We start from the raw sequence: 17,464 nt of genomic DNA, 5'->3' as shown, positions 1-17,464 counted from the left end.
ACGCCTTATAAAATAAGTAAATTTGATAATAATATAATTGTAACCCAGTTATCGGTAAGTAACTGGTTAATTTTAAAACTCAAAAAGAACATACATTCTTATTAAATAAGTACTAGGAAGGAAGAAAAAAATGAAAGCAGCCATATATGCACGTTATTCATCAGATAACCAAAGAGAAGAAAGTATAGATGCTCAAATTAGAGCCATAAAAGACTTTGCAAACCATAATAATATTCAAATAGTAAAAATATATACTGATGAAGCGCGTTCTGCTACAACAGACGATAGGCCTCAATTTTTACAAATGATAAAAGATTCAGAATTTAATATTTTTAATACTGTTATAGTTCATAAATTAGATAGATTTTCTCGTAACAGATATGATAGTGCTTTTTATAAAAAGAAATTGAAAGATAATCATGTAAAATTGATATCTGTATTAGAACATTTAGATGATTCTCCTGAAAGTATAATACTTGAATCAGTTCTTGAAGGTATGGCTGAATACTATTCAATTAATCTTAGTCGTGAAGTCATGAAAGGGATGAAAGAGACTGCTCTGCAATGCAAACATACTGGTGGAATTCCACCCTTAGGTTATGATGTTAATCCAGATAAAACTTATTGTATAAATGAGAAAGAAGCTAATGCTATACGATTAATATTTCAAATGTATGCATCTGGCACTGGATATACTCCTATTATTGATAAATTAAATGATTTAGGATATAAGTCTAAAACAGGTAAAGGCTTTGGCAAAAATAGCTTATATGGAATATTGACTAATGAAAAATATAGAGGAGTTTATATTTTTAATAAATCATCAAAAAAAATTAATGGTAAGAGAAATTCACATAAAATTAAATCAGAAGATGAAATAATAAAAATCGAAGGTGGTATGCCTGCAATCATATCAGAAGATCTATGGAAAAGAGTGAAGATTAAAATGGACAGTAATAAAATTAATAAAGGTGCTAATACTGCAAAAGCTATTTATCTTTTAAGTGGCCTTATCTATTGTGGAAAATGTGGTTCAGCCATGACTGGTAATAGAAGATATGCTGGAAGAAATAAGAGCCTATATGAAACTTATGAATGTTCTAATAGAAAAAGAACAAAACAATGTGATATGAAAGCTATAAATAAAGATTATGTTGAACAAGTGGTTATTGATGACCTATATAATAATATATTTTCAGATTCGGCTATAGAAAATATAGTACCTGATATATTTTCATTTATAAGCGAACAAAATAAAATAATTAATGAAGATATTAAAATTTATAAAAAAGAATTAGCTAATATTCAAACTAAAATTGATAATATGCTAGACGCTATTGCAAATGGTTTTTATAATTCATCAATGAAAGAAAAATCAGATCAGTTAGAAACTAGAAAAACAACATTACTTATAAGAATAAATGAAGCTGAAAGAGAGGCAAAATTAAATTCACCAACGGAAGATATGATAAAAAAATATTTAAAGAAAGATTCTGATATAAAAGAAAAAAGTTTGGAAAACAAAAAGAAAGTAATCCAAACTCATGTTCAAAAAATCACTGTCTATGAAGACAGAATCACAACTGACACAATTGTGAGCCTTATTGGTGGAGGCGACGGGTGTCGAACCCGTGTCCGAAAGTAGATTGATTTATCTTTCTCCGAGTGCAGTCTAAGTTTTAAAATTCCCTCAAAGTATCGCCCTTAGACAGGCTATACTTCTCAGTAGCTTCATGAATACCCCTCTAGCTCAAAGCTTTGCTAGGCTTCGTTTCCCACTTTAATGACACCAGTGATCCAAGCCGTAGGCAACCTGGGCTGATGAACAGCTATTAAACTAAGCTGCTAATGCAAAATTATCTTCTGCGTTTACATTTAGTGCATACTTTATTAACGAGGCTCCATGCGTCCCTCGACTCGCTTAACAAACCCTTCTTACCCCCGTCGAAGCCAAAACGCCCCCAAGTTAAAGATGGTTTAATAACATATTTTGTTTTCAAAGAAATGTTCATCTTGTATAACCTATTCTAACTTAATAGATGCTAAGTGTCAACTGGTACATTGTTACTTAGTTAGAATCAACAATCAATAAATCCTGTATTATAGCTTAAAATCATTAAATACTTTTATTAAAAAATTTTACAAATTCTAAGTTTTAAATTATTAATCAAAGGATAACATTTATTATAAATTTTATCCTTTGATATAAATCAATAAATCTTAATTTATTTTATTTCTATTGCAACCATTGTACAATCATCTTTTAATTTTCCACTTTCTAAAATACTATCACTTAGGAAATCATCTAAGTAATTCTTAAATTCAAATATGCTTGCATCTCTCATATATTCTTGTATAACTTTATCCTCTTCTAGAATAAAATCTAATCCATCAGTAAAAAAGAAAATTTTATCTCCTGATTCAAAAAAGATCGTTTGCTCACAGAATTCACTATTATCAAACATACCTAGGAAAGATCCTTCTACAATCTTCTCTTCTAAATTTTCTCCTTTTTTTTGAAAAAGAAATTGATTAATTCCGGCTCCAACTACTTTAAGCTCATTGCTATTAAAATCCATGCAAAAACAACATACAGCAACATAATTTTCTTCGTAATATTTTACTAACTTCTTATTTAAATTTTTTACTATCTCCATTGGATCATGGTGACCCTTATTAACTTCTTGAAAACACAAAATATCAAATGCAGAAATATTTAGAGCTGCCGATATCCCCTTACCTCTAACATCAATTATCATTCCAATAATAAAGTCTTTGTTTATTTCATAAATTCTATAGAAATCCCCACTAATGGTATGCGCCGGCATATAAACACTCATAGTATCAATAAAATTTTGAGCAGGAAATTCTTTTTGAAGCGTACTCCTTTGTAACTCAGCAGCTTTCTTTATATCTCGCTTCATTTCAGTAATATCTCTTATTGCTGCCAATATGGCTTGGTTACCTTCGTATAATATGTAGCTATATGAAACTTGAACATTTATTAATTTATTATTGGGAACGTAGAAGTCATAATCATAAATTTCTTTCATTTTTCGTTCAGATATTATATTTCTAAATACTTTATGCAAAGCCTTTTTATATTTGTCCTGAAAATGTCTATATACATTACTCCCAATCAAATCATCATAAAGCGTTGCAAACAAATTACAGGCTTCATTATTAGCTAAAGCAATTTTATTATCTACTATAATAATTACAGCATCGGGTGAATTATCAATTATTTGTTTATATCGTTCCCTGCTATCTTTAGTTATTTTATCAAGCATTTTTTTCTCTGTTATGTCTCTAAGCCTCTCAACAATAAATAATAATTCTCCATTTTTATCTAACACCGGATTATAGCATACATCCATAAATTTATTTAATTCTGGAATATATCTTTCACGCGATAGCATTTTCTTAGTCGCCACTACTTCTTCAAAAGAACAATCTAAGCATTTTTCGTTTCTAGATAGCATCTCATAACACATTTTTCCCTTTATTTCTTCTGAGGTTTTATTATAAAACTCATATCCTGCTTCATTAAAAAAAGCTATAGTATAATCTGTATTGTATACTTTTATTACATCAGGTATTCCATTTAATATTCCTTTAAGCTCTTCTTCTAATATTTTGTATTCAGTAATATCAGTTGCAATTACTAAAGCAAAATCTTTTTCTTCATGACTAAATATAGATATATTAGATTTAGCGTAAATACGTTTTTCATCCTTTGATTTTAATGTAAGCTCTATTTTATCGCATACTCTCTTATTACTTAAATTTTCAAATATACTAATCTTATCTTCTATATTAGTCAAATTTAAAACATTTGAAGGTAAAATTTTAATAAGTTCCTCTCTAGAATAACCCAATTTACTACAAACTTTATTATTAAAATCTATAAAATTCTTTGGAACAAATCCTTTACTAATCTCAATTACAAACACTAACTCATTTACCTTGTCCCAAATTTTTTTGTAATTACTTTGACTTATTTCTACGCTTTCATCTAATGTTTTTATACTTTCTTTACCCTCACGCATATAATCGAAAGTCCTTTCTATCTGAATTTTACTTCATAAAAAATTCAGATATTTTTATGGACAAATTTCAAATACCTTATCTAACCTTGTTAATTTGAATAACTTCTCGACTTCTGGCTTTAGTCCTTTTAATTTTATACTTCCATTCTTTTCAGCGCATTTTTTATAAACAGCTACTAATGCACCGAGTCCTGTACTATCTATAAAATTACAATCATTAAAATTGAATATAAAATTCTTTTGTCCTTCATCTATTAATTTATTTACTTTTACTCTAAAATTTGCGACTTCATCAACAACAAAGTCTTTTGGTATACTTATTTCCATCAATTATCACCTCATATTTTAAATCTTTCTACAAGTTTAGTTAATTCCTCTGCCATAGCGCTTGTTTCCTGTGCTGTAGCTGTTAAATTATTAATTGCACTAGCTTGTTCTTCTGCTGCTGAAGATACATTTTCACTATTTGACGCATTGCTTTCTGTTACTGTTGCTATGTCATTTATAAGCCCAATTACCTTATCAGACGATGCTACTTCATCACCAGTAATATCAAGTATCTCATTAACATGTTTAACTATATTTTCTATTGCATTAATTATATCAACAAATGCTTTATCTGTTTCTGATACTATTTTTACTCCATTATTTACTTCTGACTTAGATCTTTCCATTGCTATTACCGCATTCTGCGTTTGCTTTACCATTTCACTAACTAGTACAGCAATCTCTCTTGCCCTATCATTTGATTCTTCGGATAATTTACGAACCTCATCTGCAACTACACTAAATCCCTTTCCATGCTCTCCTGCTCTAGCAGCCTCTATAGCTGCATTCAATGCTAAAAGATTAGTCTGCTCTGCAATAGAATTTATTATGTTTATAATACCATCTACTTTACTCGATAATCCACTTAAAGATTCTAATGCTTGCGAAGTTTCCTCACTGCCTTTACTTATAATATCCATTGCCTTTACAGTTTCCTCAACTTTTTCTCTTCCAAGATCAGCTGCTGACATTGTATTAGCTGCATTTGAACTTGTAGCTTTAGCTCTACTTTGAGCTAATTGAACAAGACTTGAAAGCTGAACTAAAACTTTTGAAACATCAACTATAGATTCATTTTGCTTTTCTGCATCTTGCGCCACTTGATTAACTGTAGCACTTATTTCCTCAGTTGCAGCACTTATTTCTTCTGAAGAAGCTGCCATTTCTTCTGATGCTGCATTCAACTGTTCTGCTGCGTTAGTTACATTTCTTACTATTCGATCTTGATGTTTTATCATTTCATTGAATGATTTTCCAAGTTCCTCAATTTCATCTTTGCTTTGTATATCAATCTTAACAGTTAAATCTCCTTCTCCTGCAGATCTCATTAATCTCTCTAGTTTCTTAATTGGATTAATTATTCCTATTGTCGAATATGTATAAGCACATATCATTGCTATAATGATTGATATTAAAGAAATAATTATTGTATAATTCCTTATACTTAAAGCTGCTGACATATATTCTTCATATTGCGCTGTAACTGCAATCACCCAGTTACCAACAGGTTGGAAAACAACATATTTATATATATTCCCATATGTATAGAATCCTTCTGAAGATTTTCCTTCTTTCATTTCCTGAACTAAAACTTTTAAATCTTCTCCTGCATTATCATTTGCATTTTCTTTTAGAATTTTACTTGAATCTGGATGATAAACAATTAACCCATTTTTATCGATCATATATGCATATCCACTTTTACCAACTTTTATTTGAGATGCATAACTTGATATACTATCAAACTTTATACTTCCCACAAGTGTACCAATCAATTTGCCATTTTCTTTCAATGGATAAGCTATAAAAATAGCTGGATTACCAGTAAATCTAGACGTTAATACTTCACTAACAACTTCCTTACCACTACTAAGTGCTTGTTTCATATAATCTCTATCACTTAAATCTATATCATTCTCTTTTGACTGAGTATTTACAATTACCTTACCATAAGCATCTGTAATAATTAATACTTCCATGAAATCTTTATTTTTCTCTTGGACCGCTCTTATATATTCAGATGCTGTATCTAAATTGCTTGTATTTGAATTTTCAACTGCTTTTATAATATCGCCATTCAAACTTGCAACTTCCAAAGAATGTTTTGTTGAATCTATCGTTTTATTTATTAAATTAGATGTATTGTAAGTCTGTTCCTTTAATTGTTGTTGAACAGCCGTTTGTATAGATGCGCTGGACATTCTATACGATATATACCCAAGTAACCCCATTGGTAAGGAAATGAGTACAAAAAAAGTGATCATAAGTTTTATCTTTAAAGAAATTTTCATCGAGCTGCCTCCCTAGCATGTACAATATTCATTAGGTATAAATTACTAACCATATATATATTAATCTATATGTCACATAAAAGATTCTTACGCATAATTATAGAGCTTCCGTCTAATATTAGTTCATCAGTATAACAACTTATAATATACAAGCCTCTACCTGATTCATCTAATATATTCTCTTCGTCTATTTTCTTATGCAAATTTATATTTTCAAACCCTTGCCCACAATCTTTTACTATAACACTTAGTAAATTTTCTTTCAATTCCCACTCAACATAAATTGGTTTACTGCTATCACTATTGTTTCCATGAATATAAGCATTATTAACAGCTTCAAATATTATAAGTTTCACTTCAAAAGATTGTTTTTTTAAATCCAAAACATCAATGATATCATTCACCTTCTTATCAAGATTATCTAGTCCATAAAATATCACCGATCCTTTTGTTACTGACACATTAATTCCCCCTCTTTGACATAGTTAAAACATTTTTTCATAATTAACTCAAAATCCTACTTATCTTATCATTTTTCATTAATATTAACTACTTTTTCTAATTAACCAATTAAAGATAAAATATCCCCATTACATTATTACACTTATTTCATCCGCTTTCAACATATTGCATCATATCCATTAGTTTTTTAATATACTATATTGTATCAAATATAACATCGTTCAAAAATAATTTTTATAATATATTTTTATATGAACTTCTCTTAATCAAAAAAACATAAAGTGATAATTTATTTTCAATATCACTCTATGTTTTATATGATTCACCTTCTATTGTCCTAGTTTTATTTTATAATTAATCATATCATTAGTTTGTATTTTTCATTTACCTCCTAAATTCTATCTCTTCTTAAAGTTAATAAGTATTACTATATCTTAAATTTTTGCACCATTTCATTAAGTTTTTGAGCAAGCTCTGCTTGACTTTGAGCGGTTAATGCTACTTGTTCAATAGCTTTTGTTGTTTCATTCATACTATCTTTTATCATTTCAGCTTCTTCGCTTGATTTTTGTGATGTTTGCGCCATATTTTGAATTGCTTCGCTCACTTGTCCAACTGTCGCTGTTATTTCTTCTGACATAGCAGCAATTTCTTCTGACATGTTACTTACAAAGTTTGAATCATTATAGTACTTGTTTCCTACTTCACTATAATCATTAAATTGTTCTTCAACATTTTTACTTATAAATTCTAATATATCGCTGCCTGTGCTGATGCTACTATTAAATGCCAACTGAACTTTATTAATTGTATCTTGAATATTTATTACTGCATCAGATGATTGCTCCGCAAGTTTTCTTACCTCTTCGGCTACTACAGCAAATCCCTTTCCTTGTTCTCCAGCTCTTGCAGCTTCAATTGCCGCATTTAATGCAAGTAAATTTGTTTGTTCCGCTATGCCTCCAATTGTTTCTGCCATAACTTTTATACTCTCTACTACTTTTCCATCTTCGATGGCTTTTTGCATTTTTTCCTGCTTTTCAATATATAATTCTCTAGTTTCACTAATAGCCTTTTGACTATTAGTTTTAACTTCCATAGATTTTTTCTTAGACTCACTTGCATTATTACTTCCTTCCATAGCTTTAGAAGAAAGTACATTAATACTTGAATCTACTTCTTCAATAGATGCACTTATTTCCTCAGTAGTTGCACTAGATTCTTGAATTGCAGAAGTAATATTATCTACTGCTTGATCTATGGTGTTGGCTTTTGAAGATATTTCTTCAACTGTTGCTGAAAGTTCTTCTGAGCTTGCACTTAAATCTTGTGAATTTTCCATAATTACTTTAACTAAGTTCTTTACATTTTCTTGTGCAGTGTTTAAAGCCACACCTGTTTGTCCAAACTCATCTCCCCTTGTAATCGTAATTTCAGTTGCAAAATCATAGGTTGATAATCTTTTTGCAAAGTCCTTTATCTCTCTTAATTGATTCAATATATTCTTACTTAACATATATGCCATAAAAAGAATAATTACAAAAGCTATTGATGTAAAAATTAATATCGTATATCGAACACTCTTAAATTGAGCCATACTATTTAAATTAGCTTGCTCTGCAGATTTTGCATTTGCATCAATACTTTTTTGAATATTTTCAAGTAAAGAATTTTTAATTGTAGTTAAATCGGAATTGCTAATTTTAATTGCTTCATCATAATCCCCGTTTTTCGCGAATTCAATTGCTTTATTTCTTACTTCTATATATTTGGCTAAGTCATTTTTCAAATCATTATAAGTTTGTTTTTCTTCTGAAAGTGTAATTACACTTTCGTAGTCTTTCATACTTTTATCATTTTTTATGTCTAAACCATTTATAACCTTTAAATAATCATCTAGTTTTGTTTTATCTCTTTCGAAAACTAATCTATTATATGTAGCTCTCATATCATTGATATTTCCCTTTATTTCCCCTAAGTCTTTAATTGATGTTAAATTATTTGTATACAAGACCTCTGCATTATCATTTATTTTTGCAGAACTTAAAATCCCTTCTGTTCCTATTGCGGCTATAAGAATACAAATCACAAAGAACACTAAAACAAGTTTCTTCTTAACACTTAAATTAATAAGATTTTTCATTATAACACTTCCTTTTTTAATAATATATCCCCAATTTTTCGTACAGAAATTAATTTAAATAAAATAATCATGCAATTATAGATTAATAGTTATTCTCCATTATAAACTCTGGTCATTTTTTATCGACTTATTTCATTATTTGTAATAATTTTACACCATTTCAAAATATATTTCAATATTCGCTATATAATTACTACAATTAAAAACAGGGTTTGCTAAGCAAACCCTGTTTCTAAATAAAATTTGTATTCTTTTAAATTAAACTAATTAATAAATCGCCCTTATAGCTTTACTCTCACTTTTATAAATTAACTATACAGTGGCTGTAACACTTTCTTCTACATCCACATCTTTTTCATTTACTAATAAGTTTACAAACTTTTCTCCATAAGGGAGGCAGAATTGTATAAATGGTCCAGTTGTTATCATTGCTATCACAGTACCAAGACCAACTTTTCCTCCTAATATAAATCCTATTATTAAAAATCCAGCATCTAGTGTTATTCTAATCCAACGGTATTGTACCTTAGTTTTATCTTGTATTATAAATGGAACGATATCATTTGGGGCAACTCCTACGTTTGTTGCTGATAAAACTGCAAACCCTATTGCAATTATTAAACACCCAAATACAACCAATAATGCCTTTATAAAATAGTTATAAGATTCAACTGGAAAATATGAAACAACCTTCACTCCAAGATCTATAATTGGTCCTACTCCTACAACACAAATTAAAGTTCCTATCTTTATACGCGATCTCTCAACTAAGAGTATAACGGCAAATAGTACGATCAATATAATCATATTTGCTACCCCTGGCGTTACTTGATCTGCTCCACTTATCATCTTAACTACAGAAAAATTCTTTAATCCTGTTTTATCTAATGCAAACGCTAAACCTTGCGTAAATACAGTAAATGGATCAGATCCAATATTAGTCTTCAAAAATAATGCTACACCAAACTGAATTATACTCATTCCAACAAAAAATAAAATAATTCTTTTTAATAAGTTCATTGCTTTATTCATATTATTTCTTCCTTTTTTATTATAATTTATTGCTACATATAAACTGAATAAACATAAAATAGATATAATTATGTATCACTTTTTATTATATAATTTTCTATATATAATCTTAAATAATATGCACATGTACAAACATAAAATCATTTTACTATCTACCATTCATTTTGTCAAAAGAAAAATTCATTTTCATTCATTTTCCATCATATTAATTCATTGTATATAAAACAATTTAATTTACATTTGAGTATAAAAAAGGATATTTGTTCTAATGGCTTTTATTTTTAGCCCTTGTAACAAATATCCTCTGATTTTATATAAAATATTAGCTTAAGTATATATCTTATTATTTACTGAAATCTAATTAAAATCTTATTTTCCTTGTAAATACTCATCTATAGCTTTTGCTGCTTTTTTACCTGCACCCATAGCAAGTATTACTGTTGCTGCTCCTGTAACTGCATCTCCACCAGCATAAACTGCTTCTTTAGTAGTAAGACCTGTTTCTTCTTCAGCTACAATACATCTTCTCTTATTTATTTCTAATCCTTGAGTTGTTGATGAAATTAATGGATTTGGTGATGTTCCAAGTGACATTATTACAGTGTCTACATCCATAACAAATTCTGAACCAGGAACTTCAACCGGACTTCTTCTTCCCGATGCATCTGGTTCTCCAAGTTCCATTCTTACACATTTCATTCCTTTAACCCATCCATTTTCATCTACTAAGATTTCTGTTGGATTAGTTAATACATCAAAGATTACTCCTTCTTCCTTAGCATGATGTACTTCTTCCACTCTTGCTGGAAGTTCTGATTCACCTCTTCTATAAACGATATGACTTTCAGATCCAAGTCTTAAGGCAGTTCTTGCTGCGTCCATAGCAACATTTCCTCCACCTACTACTGCAACTTTTTTACCAGATCTAACTGGAGTGTCGTATCCTTCTACTGCTGCTTTCATTAAGTTTACTCTTGTTAAAAATTCATTTGCTGAGCATACTCCATTTGCATTTTCCCCTGGTATTCCCATAAATCTTGGAAGTCCTGCACCTGAACCTATAAATACAGCTTTGAATCCTTCATCTTCAAATAGTTGATCTATAGTTATAGTTCTGCCAACTATAACATTAGTTTCTATTTTAACACCAAGTTTCTTAATGTTTTCAACTTCATTTTTAACTACTTTTTCTTTTGGAAGTCTGAATTCTGGAATTCCATATTCCAAAACTCCACCTGCTTTATGAAGTGCTTCAAATATAGTTACTTCATATCCTTTTTTAGCCAAATCTCCAGCACAAGTAAGTCCTGCAGGTCCACTTCCTATAACTGCAACTTTAATTCCATTTTTAGGTTCTGTTGCACTTAAATCAACATTATGTGATGCTGCCCAGTCTGCTGTAAATCTTTCAAGTTTACCAATAGATACTGAGTCACCTTTTATTCCTAAAACACATCTTCCTTCACATTGCTTTTCTTGTGGACATACTCTTCCACAAACTGCTGGAAGTGAGCTGTATTTTGAAATTTCTTTTGCAGCTTCTTCAAATTTTTCATCTTTAACATAAGAAATGAATCCAGGTATATTGATTGATACTGGACATCCTTCTACACACTTAGGATTCTTACAATTTAAGCATCTAGAAGCTTCTTTAGTTGCTTCTTCTTCGTTATATCCGATACAAACTTCTTCAAAGTTTGCTGCTCTAACCTTTGGATCTTGTTCTCTTACTGGTATTCTAACTAATCTCTCATTCATGTCCATTATTTATCACCTCTGCAACCACAGCCACCGTGACTATGAGTATTTCCTTCTTCAACTTCTAACTGTGCTTTTCCTTCTTCTGTTTTATACATAGCTTGTCTTCTCATTGATTCATCGTAATTTACTAAATGTCCATCAAATTCTGGTCCATCAACACAAGCAAACTTAACTTCTCCTCCAACGGTAACTCTACAAGCACCACACATACCTGTACCATCAACCATTATTGGATTTAAGCTTACTGTTGTTGGAATTCCTAATTCCTTAGTTAGCATAGAAGTAAATTTCATCATTATCATTGGTCCAATAATAATTGCATGATCATATTTCTTACCTTGATTATTAACTAGCTCTTTAAGCATATCTGATCCAGTTCCCTTAAATTCATATGAACCATCATCAGTTGTTACATAAAGATTTCCAGCAGCATTCTTTAATTTTTCTTCATATATCAATAAATCTTTATTTCTGCTTCCTAAAATAACATCTACAGCTATTCCATGTTCATGCATCCATTTTACTTGTGGGTAAACTGGTGCTGCACCAACTCCACCTGCCACAAAGATGAAATTCTTTTTCTTTAATTCTTCTATATCCTCATGTATAAATTCACTTGGTACACCTAATGGTCCAACAAAGTCAGCTACATGATCCCCTTCATTAAAAGCAGCTAACTGTTTTGTTCCCTTTCCTACAGTTTGAAAAACTATAGTTACTGTTCCTTTTTCCTGATCATAATCTGCTATAGTTAACGGAATTCTTTCACCTTTTTCATCATTTTTTATGATAATAAATTGTCCAGGCTTTGCAGATTTTGCTACTCTTGGAGCTTCTATATCCATTGAGAATATATTGTTTGTTAGCTCCTTTTTGTTCACTATTTTATACATGCCATCGCACCCCTTTTAATTATGTTAAGTTTTATCACTTAATATATAGTTTACACTATTATTCTGAATTTTTAAAATACTTTTTATGAATTCTCATATATTTCTACTTATCTATAAGACCTATATTACTACTTAATACTGATGATTCTCGAGCATTTTCTAATGATATCCCTGTGCATCTAAATTTATCACTGATATCTATATTAAGTTTCTCATAATAAAAAACCTGATATTAATATTTCTAACTATCAAAACTCAATAAAAAATGATAATAAACCTTAATTTTATATAGATCTATTATCATCATTGTAATCTTATTTAATTTTAATATGTACTTCTATTCAATCCTAAATATATTTCTAGGGAAATATTCGCTATGTATACTAAATATTATACAAAATTCTTTATAGGAAATACTATTTTAAATTCAGTAACTACATCGCTACTTTTCGCATATATCTTACCATTATGACTCTCTACTAAATCCTTTACAATACTTAACCCGTATCCATGACTTTGATCACTATTTTCCTTTGTAGTAAACCCAACTTTAAATATATCATTCAGATGTTGTTCTGGAATTCTAGGACCATTATTCTCTATTCTCACTATTACATTTCCTAAATATTCATAAGCCTTTGCAATTATTATACCTTTGCCGTTCATTGCTTTTATTGCATTATTTACTATATTAGATACTATTCTATAAAACTCCATTTCAGTAATACTCACTAAAGAGAAATCACAATTTTCTTCTATTATTACATGTATTCCCATATCAATAGCCGGTTTTAATGCAAGGGATAATATAGAATTTCTATTCTCGCTAACCTCTACAGCTGTTGGCGTAGAATCATTCTTATTTATAATATCTTTTAGAGATTTTTTTAAATCATCGAATCTTTCCATTAGACAAAGTCCATATAAATACGATATCTGTGCTCCGTAGTCATGCTTAATTTTCCTAAGTTCACTATTTTTTTCTTCTAGAGCTTCATTTAATTTAAATATTTGATCTGATTTCTTCTTTATATTTGCAAAATATTTTATGATAAACGCTAAAAATACGCATAAGATTGTGATTATCATATTTTTTAACATTTTAGATTCATCATTATAAATTATTAAATAAAAGGCCAAAACGAAATCTAGACAGAAGCTTATTGTTATAATCACGATCATATTAATCTTCTCACTAACCGCCAGCTTGTACATCTCTATAAACTTGCCCATGTATTTTATACATAAGTATAAGAATAAAATATAAGGAACATATATAATCAAAATATTAGCTATATCTGCATATTCTACTGGTATCAGACCTTCTATAAAACCAAAAAATAAATTATATGATATAATTCCATACACTCCCATAAAAGAATATGTCAATGTATAGGGAATCATTGACTTTAGTTTGTTATCTTTATATGAGAAAATCATTACAACTAAACATGATATATGTATTATAAACACACAGATAGATATGTTTCCAAATATACTTGTAAAGCTACTGTTTATAATAAAAGTAACTATGGTTATTAAAACTACTTTAAGTTTGTTTAATTTATTTTCACTCTTCAAGCAGCATTCTGTCGAATACGCGAAAATTATAGCTTGAATCATAGAGACTATTATATCTGCCAATAAACGCACCAAAAATTCCTCCTTAAATTTACGTGAAAGTGACTTATCTCAATTTTTTCATAGATTCAGGCATTTCTTCAATTCCTGCTGTAGCTGCTGATGCTGGAGCAAATATAATCATTGAAAGTGATAACATCATTAATACCTTACCTAATAAATTTTTAATTTTCATAAAATCCATTCCCCTTTCAATTTTGCTTAAAATTTATCGTTAATATTTCAAAACATTAAGCATCTTTTTTATTAAACATTAATATGGTGTTAAATAGGATTGTCCATGTTATAAGCGAATAATAGTTGCTAAAATTGTACAGACATATAGATGTTATACCAAGTATTATTGCAATACTTAGACCTCTTATTCTGTTTTTACTTATTAATTCTTGGCGCGTAATTGGCATTTTAGGATTTATTATTGGAACTTGATGCCATAGGCAAAATATACTTAAGATAATTAGTATACAGTTACCTACAAATGAGAGAGTGCACTGAGAATTTAACACCAATATTCCAATTGCTAATAGCACTGTGGCTATAAAACACTTAACCTGAGTATCTTCATGGTATCCGCCTATAAAAATCTTAGTCATACTCATGACTGTTAAAATTATAATAATTTTGTCGAAATATCCAAGCAATGAAAATATAACTATAACAGAAAATAGCTTTATCGTCTCAAATAAAATACTAACTAAAATATATTCCATTTGTTCTAGTTGGTCTTTACTATAGTTATCATTTGTTGATATACTATTTATAATTTTTTTTGAAATACTCTTTACCATATTTATCTCTCTTTTTATATATTTTTCTATATGTTAAATATATTATAGTCCCTTATTTGCTAATTTTCAACATATATTTATCTATATCCAAGTCGTTAATAAGCATAATTTGTAAAAATATTTTTCCAATTATTAATAGATGATTATTATAAAAAAAATGCCTTAATAAGTAACTATTAATAGTATATTTTTTCTTTACTATATTATAAATATTAATTTACTCTTAAGTATAATTTTATATACTAATGCGAAAATCGGTATTTTTCTACATTTAAAATTTAAATATGATTAAATATATATTCAAATTAATTTATAATTATATATCTATTCTAATTTAATGAATTGTATATATATTTTTTATTCATAGGAGTATTTTTACTTCAGTCTCAGCACTGCATTCTTACTACCTACTTTTCTATTACCTCTTCTCATTTTGCAATACCATGGTAAATTCTGCATGAACTTATTGTACTGAACATTGAACAATGTTAGTATAATATCGTTCAATAATTGAACTCACTTATATGAATAAAACATTTTTATTTTTATTCAATTTAATAAATTTCAGGAGGAGAGAATTATGGAAGATATGTCTTATTGGAAAGAAGTTTGGGAAAGAAAAGGAAATGGAAATACTACATGTTTAGAGGAATTAGACGGATACGAAGATACTACTGCTGATGTAAAAGAAATAGCTAAACAAATTGTTAAAGAGCTAGACATTAAGGAAACAGATAGAATATTAGAGGTTGCCTGCGGAGCAGGTGGACTAGCTCAATATATAAAATGTGGTGAATATGTAGGAGTAGATTATTCTTCTTCTCTTGTAAAAAGGCACATAGAATTACTTAACAATTCAGTTCTTCATGGAGAGGCAAATAATCTAATCTTTAAAGACAAAACTTTTGATAAAGTATTTTGCTTTGGAGCATTTCACTATTTTCCTAATCAAGAGTATGCTAGACAAGCAATTTCAGAATTAAAAAGAGTTGCTAAAGAGGCTATATTTATCGGAGACCTTCCTATTACTTCACACAGAAAAGAGCACTTACTTTATGATAAAAATGACTTTAAAGACTGGAAAATAACTGATGGATATTATAATCCATGCAGGTTTAATGTATCTCTAAAATTAGTTTAATTGATAAGTAAAGACAGGTATCTCTCAATACCTGTCGATTTACCTTGTTCCCGATGAACCAAAGCCATTCTGATTTCTTTCACTTTCAGATAATTCTTCTATTTCTATTATGTCAACTTTAACTACAGGTTTTATAACCATTTGAGCTATTTTCATTCCTGCTTCCACTTTGAAAATTTCGCTTCCATGATTAATTAGAATCACTCCTATTTCGCCCCTATATCCTTCATCTATAGTACCTGGCGAATTTAACGTAGTTATACCATTTTTTAATGCAAGACCGCTTCTTGGTCTTATTTGAGCTTCAGTATTCTTAGGCAGTTCAATTTGTATTCCTGTATGTACTAATCCTCTTTCTCCTGGCTTTAAAGTTAATTCTTTTACTGCGTATAGATCTAATCCAGCATCACCTTCATGAGCGTAATTAGGCATTACAGCTTTGTCATCAATTTTTTTTATTTTTAAAATATAGTTATCCATTTTAACACCTACTTAAAGATTATATAATATTATGATTATATAATTTTCGAATACAAAAATCCACTTCTTTTCTTCAAATTAGAGTATCATATAATTTTTATTACTTAATTAAACATATGCAAAAGGTTATATTTACGAATAAATTAATTTATTTCTTAAATATAACCTTCATTCCTTATTTAATTCTTATATTTGTTTTGTGCCATAAGTTTTTTAAATTTATTAACTACTACTATTTTTTGTTTCTTATTAGTATTATCTATTATTATTTCGTTCCAATTTATATACTTAGGTTTTTCAAAGTATCTTTTATCAATAATCTCAATTATCCTATAACAGCCTTCCTCAACTCCAGAAAAAATAACTTTTCCTTCCTCATCGGTAACTTTCGATTTAACAAGAACAGGAGATAATCCATTTATTTTATATAAATTAATTTTTACACCTTTTAAATATTCGTGTTCTTCACATTCCAAAATTGATGTAACAATAATTTCCCCTCCATTGCAATCTTTTTCGTCTACTTTTTGGGGACTTGCAGCTTTCTTATTTAATATGAACTCTTTATTATCTCTTTTCTCCTTATTATCATCGGATATTTCAAATGTATAATTGGTATTATTTTCTACAGATACTATATCATTAATATTTTCTTTTTCATAATTTCTAGGAACAGTATCACTCATAAAAAGCTCCTCTTAAAAATTGGTTCTCTTTATATAATATGATAAAAAA

15 protein-coding genes and 1 other RNA gene are annotated in these 17,464 nt (G+C 28.9%); 2 read left to right on the top strand and 14 right to left on the bottom strand.

Annotated elements, in window-relative coordinates:
• Window positions 1-130: 130 nt before the first annotated feature.
• On the top strand, window positions 131-1,645 hold the full coding sequence (locus PZA12_RS03700; protein ID WP_181005995.1) for a recombinase family protein: 1,515 nt from the start codon (window positions 131-133) through the stop codon (window positions 1,643-1,645).
• Here PZA12_RS03700 and ssrA read toward each other — a convergent pair.
• The 12 genes from ssrA to PZA12_RS03640 all read right to left on the bottom strand — a co-directional run bounded on the left by ssrA (window position 1,606) and on the right by PZA12_RS03640 (window position 15,108).
• Window positions 1,606-1,963, bottom strand: a transfer-messenger RNA (tmRNA) gene (gene ssrA, locus PZA12_RS03695). The genes PZA12_RS03700 and ssrA overlap by 40 nt on opposite strands.
• A 262-nt stretch (window positions 1,964-2,225) precedes the next feature.
• The gene (locus PZA12_RS03690; RefSeq protein ID WP_103698289.1) at window positions 2,226-4,049 is read right to left on the bottom strand and encodes a PAS domain S-box protein; all 1,824 of its coding nucleotides are present in this window, start codon (window positions 4,047-4,049) and stop codon (window positions 2,226-2,228) included.
• 54 nt (window positions 4,050-4,103) lie between these two features.
• Window positions 4,104-4,376, bottom strand: coding sequence for an STAS domain-containing protein (locus PZA12_RS03685; protein ID WP_011968016.1), 273 nt, complete (start codon window positions 4,374-4,376; stop codon window positions 4,104-4,106).
• Window positions 4,377-4,387: 11 nt separating this feature from the next.
• Window positions 4,388-6,388: a methyl-accepting chemotaxis protein gene (locus PZA12_RS03680; RefSeq protein ID WP_103698290.1), complete on the bottom strand. Its 2,001-nt coding sequence runs from the start codon at window positions 6,386-6,388 to the stop codon at window positions 4,388-4,390.
• A gap of 65 nt (window positions 6,389-6,453) precedes the next feature.
• Window positions 6,454-6,849 (bottom strand): ATP-binding protein, encoded by a 396-nt coding sequence (locus tag PZA12_RS03675; RefSeq protein WP_078116020.1) that lies wholly within the window; start codon window positions 6,847-6,849, stop codon window positions 6,454-6,456.
• 428 nt (window positions 6,850-7,277) lie between these two features.
• Window positions 7,278-8,993, bottom strand: a complete 1,716-nt coding sequence (locus PZA12_RS03670; protein WP_103698291.1) for a methyl-accepting chemotaxis protein — start codon at window positions 8,991-8,993, stop codon at window positions 7,278-7,280.
• Between the two features lie 312 nt (window positions 8,994-9,305).
• Window positions 9,306-10,025: a YczE/YyaS/YitT family protein gene (locus PZA12_RS03665; protein WP_078116018.1), complete on the bottom strand. Its 720-nt coding sequence runs from the start codon at window positions 10,023-10,025 to the stop codon at window positions 9,306-9,308.
• A 369-nt stretch (window positions 10,026-10,394) separates the two neighbouring features.
• On the bottom strand, window positions 10,395-11,789 hold the full coding sequence (gltA, locus tag PZA12_RS03660; RefSeq protein WP_338481374.1) for an NADPH-dependent glutamate synthase: 1,395 nt from the start codon (window positions 11,787-11,789) through the stop codon (window positions 10,395-10,397).
• Window positions 11,789-12,679 (bottom strand): sulfide/dihydroorotate dehydrogenase-like FAD/NAD-binding protein, encoded by an 891-nt coding sequence (locus PZA12_RS03655; RefSeq protein WP_061114804.1) that lies wholly within the window; start codon window positions 12,677-12,679, stop codon window positions 11,789-11,791. The genes gltA and PZA12_RS03655 overlap by 1 nt, the downstream gene beginning before the upstream one ends.
• Window positions 12,680-13,069: 390 nt before the next feature.
• Window positions 13,070-14,332 (bottom strand): sensor histidine kinase, encoded by a 1,263-nt coding sequence (locus tag PZA12_RS03650; protein WP_077855528.1) that lies wholly within the window; start codon window positions 14,330-14,332, stop codon window positions 13,070-13,072.
• Window positions 14,333-14,366: 34 nt separating this feature from the next.
• Entirely contained in the window at window positions 14,367-14,495 is a 129-nt protein-coding gene (locus PZA12_RS03645) for a hypothetical protein (RefSeq protein WP_017212455.1), read from the bottom strand.
• Window positions 14,496-14,550: 55 nt separating this feature from the next.
• Entirely contained in the window at window positions 14,551-15,108 is a 558-nt protein-coding gene (locus PZA12_RS03640) for an accessory gene regulator B family protein (RefSeq protein ID WP_077844409.1), read from the bottom strand.
• 580 nt (window positions 15,109-15,688) lie between these two features.
• Between PZA12_RS03640 and PZA12_RS03635 the strand changes: the two genes are divergently transcribed.
• Entirely contained in the window at window positions 15,689-16,249 is a 561-nt protein-coding gene (locus tag PZA12_RS03635; RefSeq protein WP_078116015.1) for a class I SAM-dependent methyltransferase, read from the top strand.
• A gap of 39 nt (window positions 16,250-16,288) precedes the next feature.
• Here the strand turns inward: PZA12_RS03635 and dut are convergent, their stop codons facing one another.
• Window positions 16,289-16,729, bottom strand: coding sequence for a dUTP diphosphatase (dut, locus tag PZA12_RS03630; RefSeq protein WP_077844407.1), 441 nt, complete (start codon window positions 16,727-16,729; stop codon window positions 16,289-16,291).
• Window positions 16,730-16,908: 179 nt separating this feature from the next.
• The gene (locus tag PZA12_RS03625) at window positions 16,909-17,415 is read right to left on the bottom strand and encodes a prealbumin-like fold domain-containing protein (RefSeq protein WP_077844406.1); all 507 of its coding nucleotides are present in this window, start codon (window positions 17,413-17,415) and stop codon (window positions 16,909-16,911) included.
• Window positions 17,416-17,464: the final 49 nt, after the last annotated feature.

The organism is Clostridium beijerinckii, assembly GCF_036699995.1.
Taxonomy (GTDB): domain Bacteria; phylum Bacillota; class Clostridia; order Clostridiales; family Clostridiaceae; genus Clostridium; species Clostridium helianthi.
Note: the sequence above shows the minus strand (reverse complement) of the source record. Positions and strands in the feature narration are given on the sequence as shown.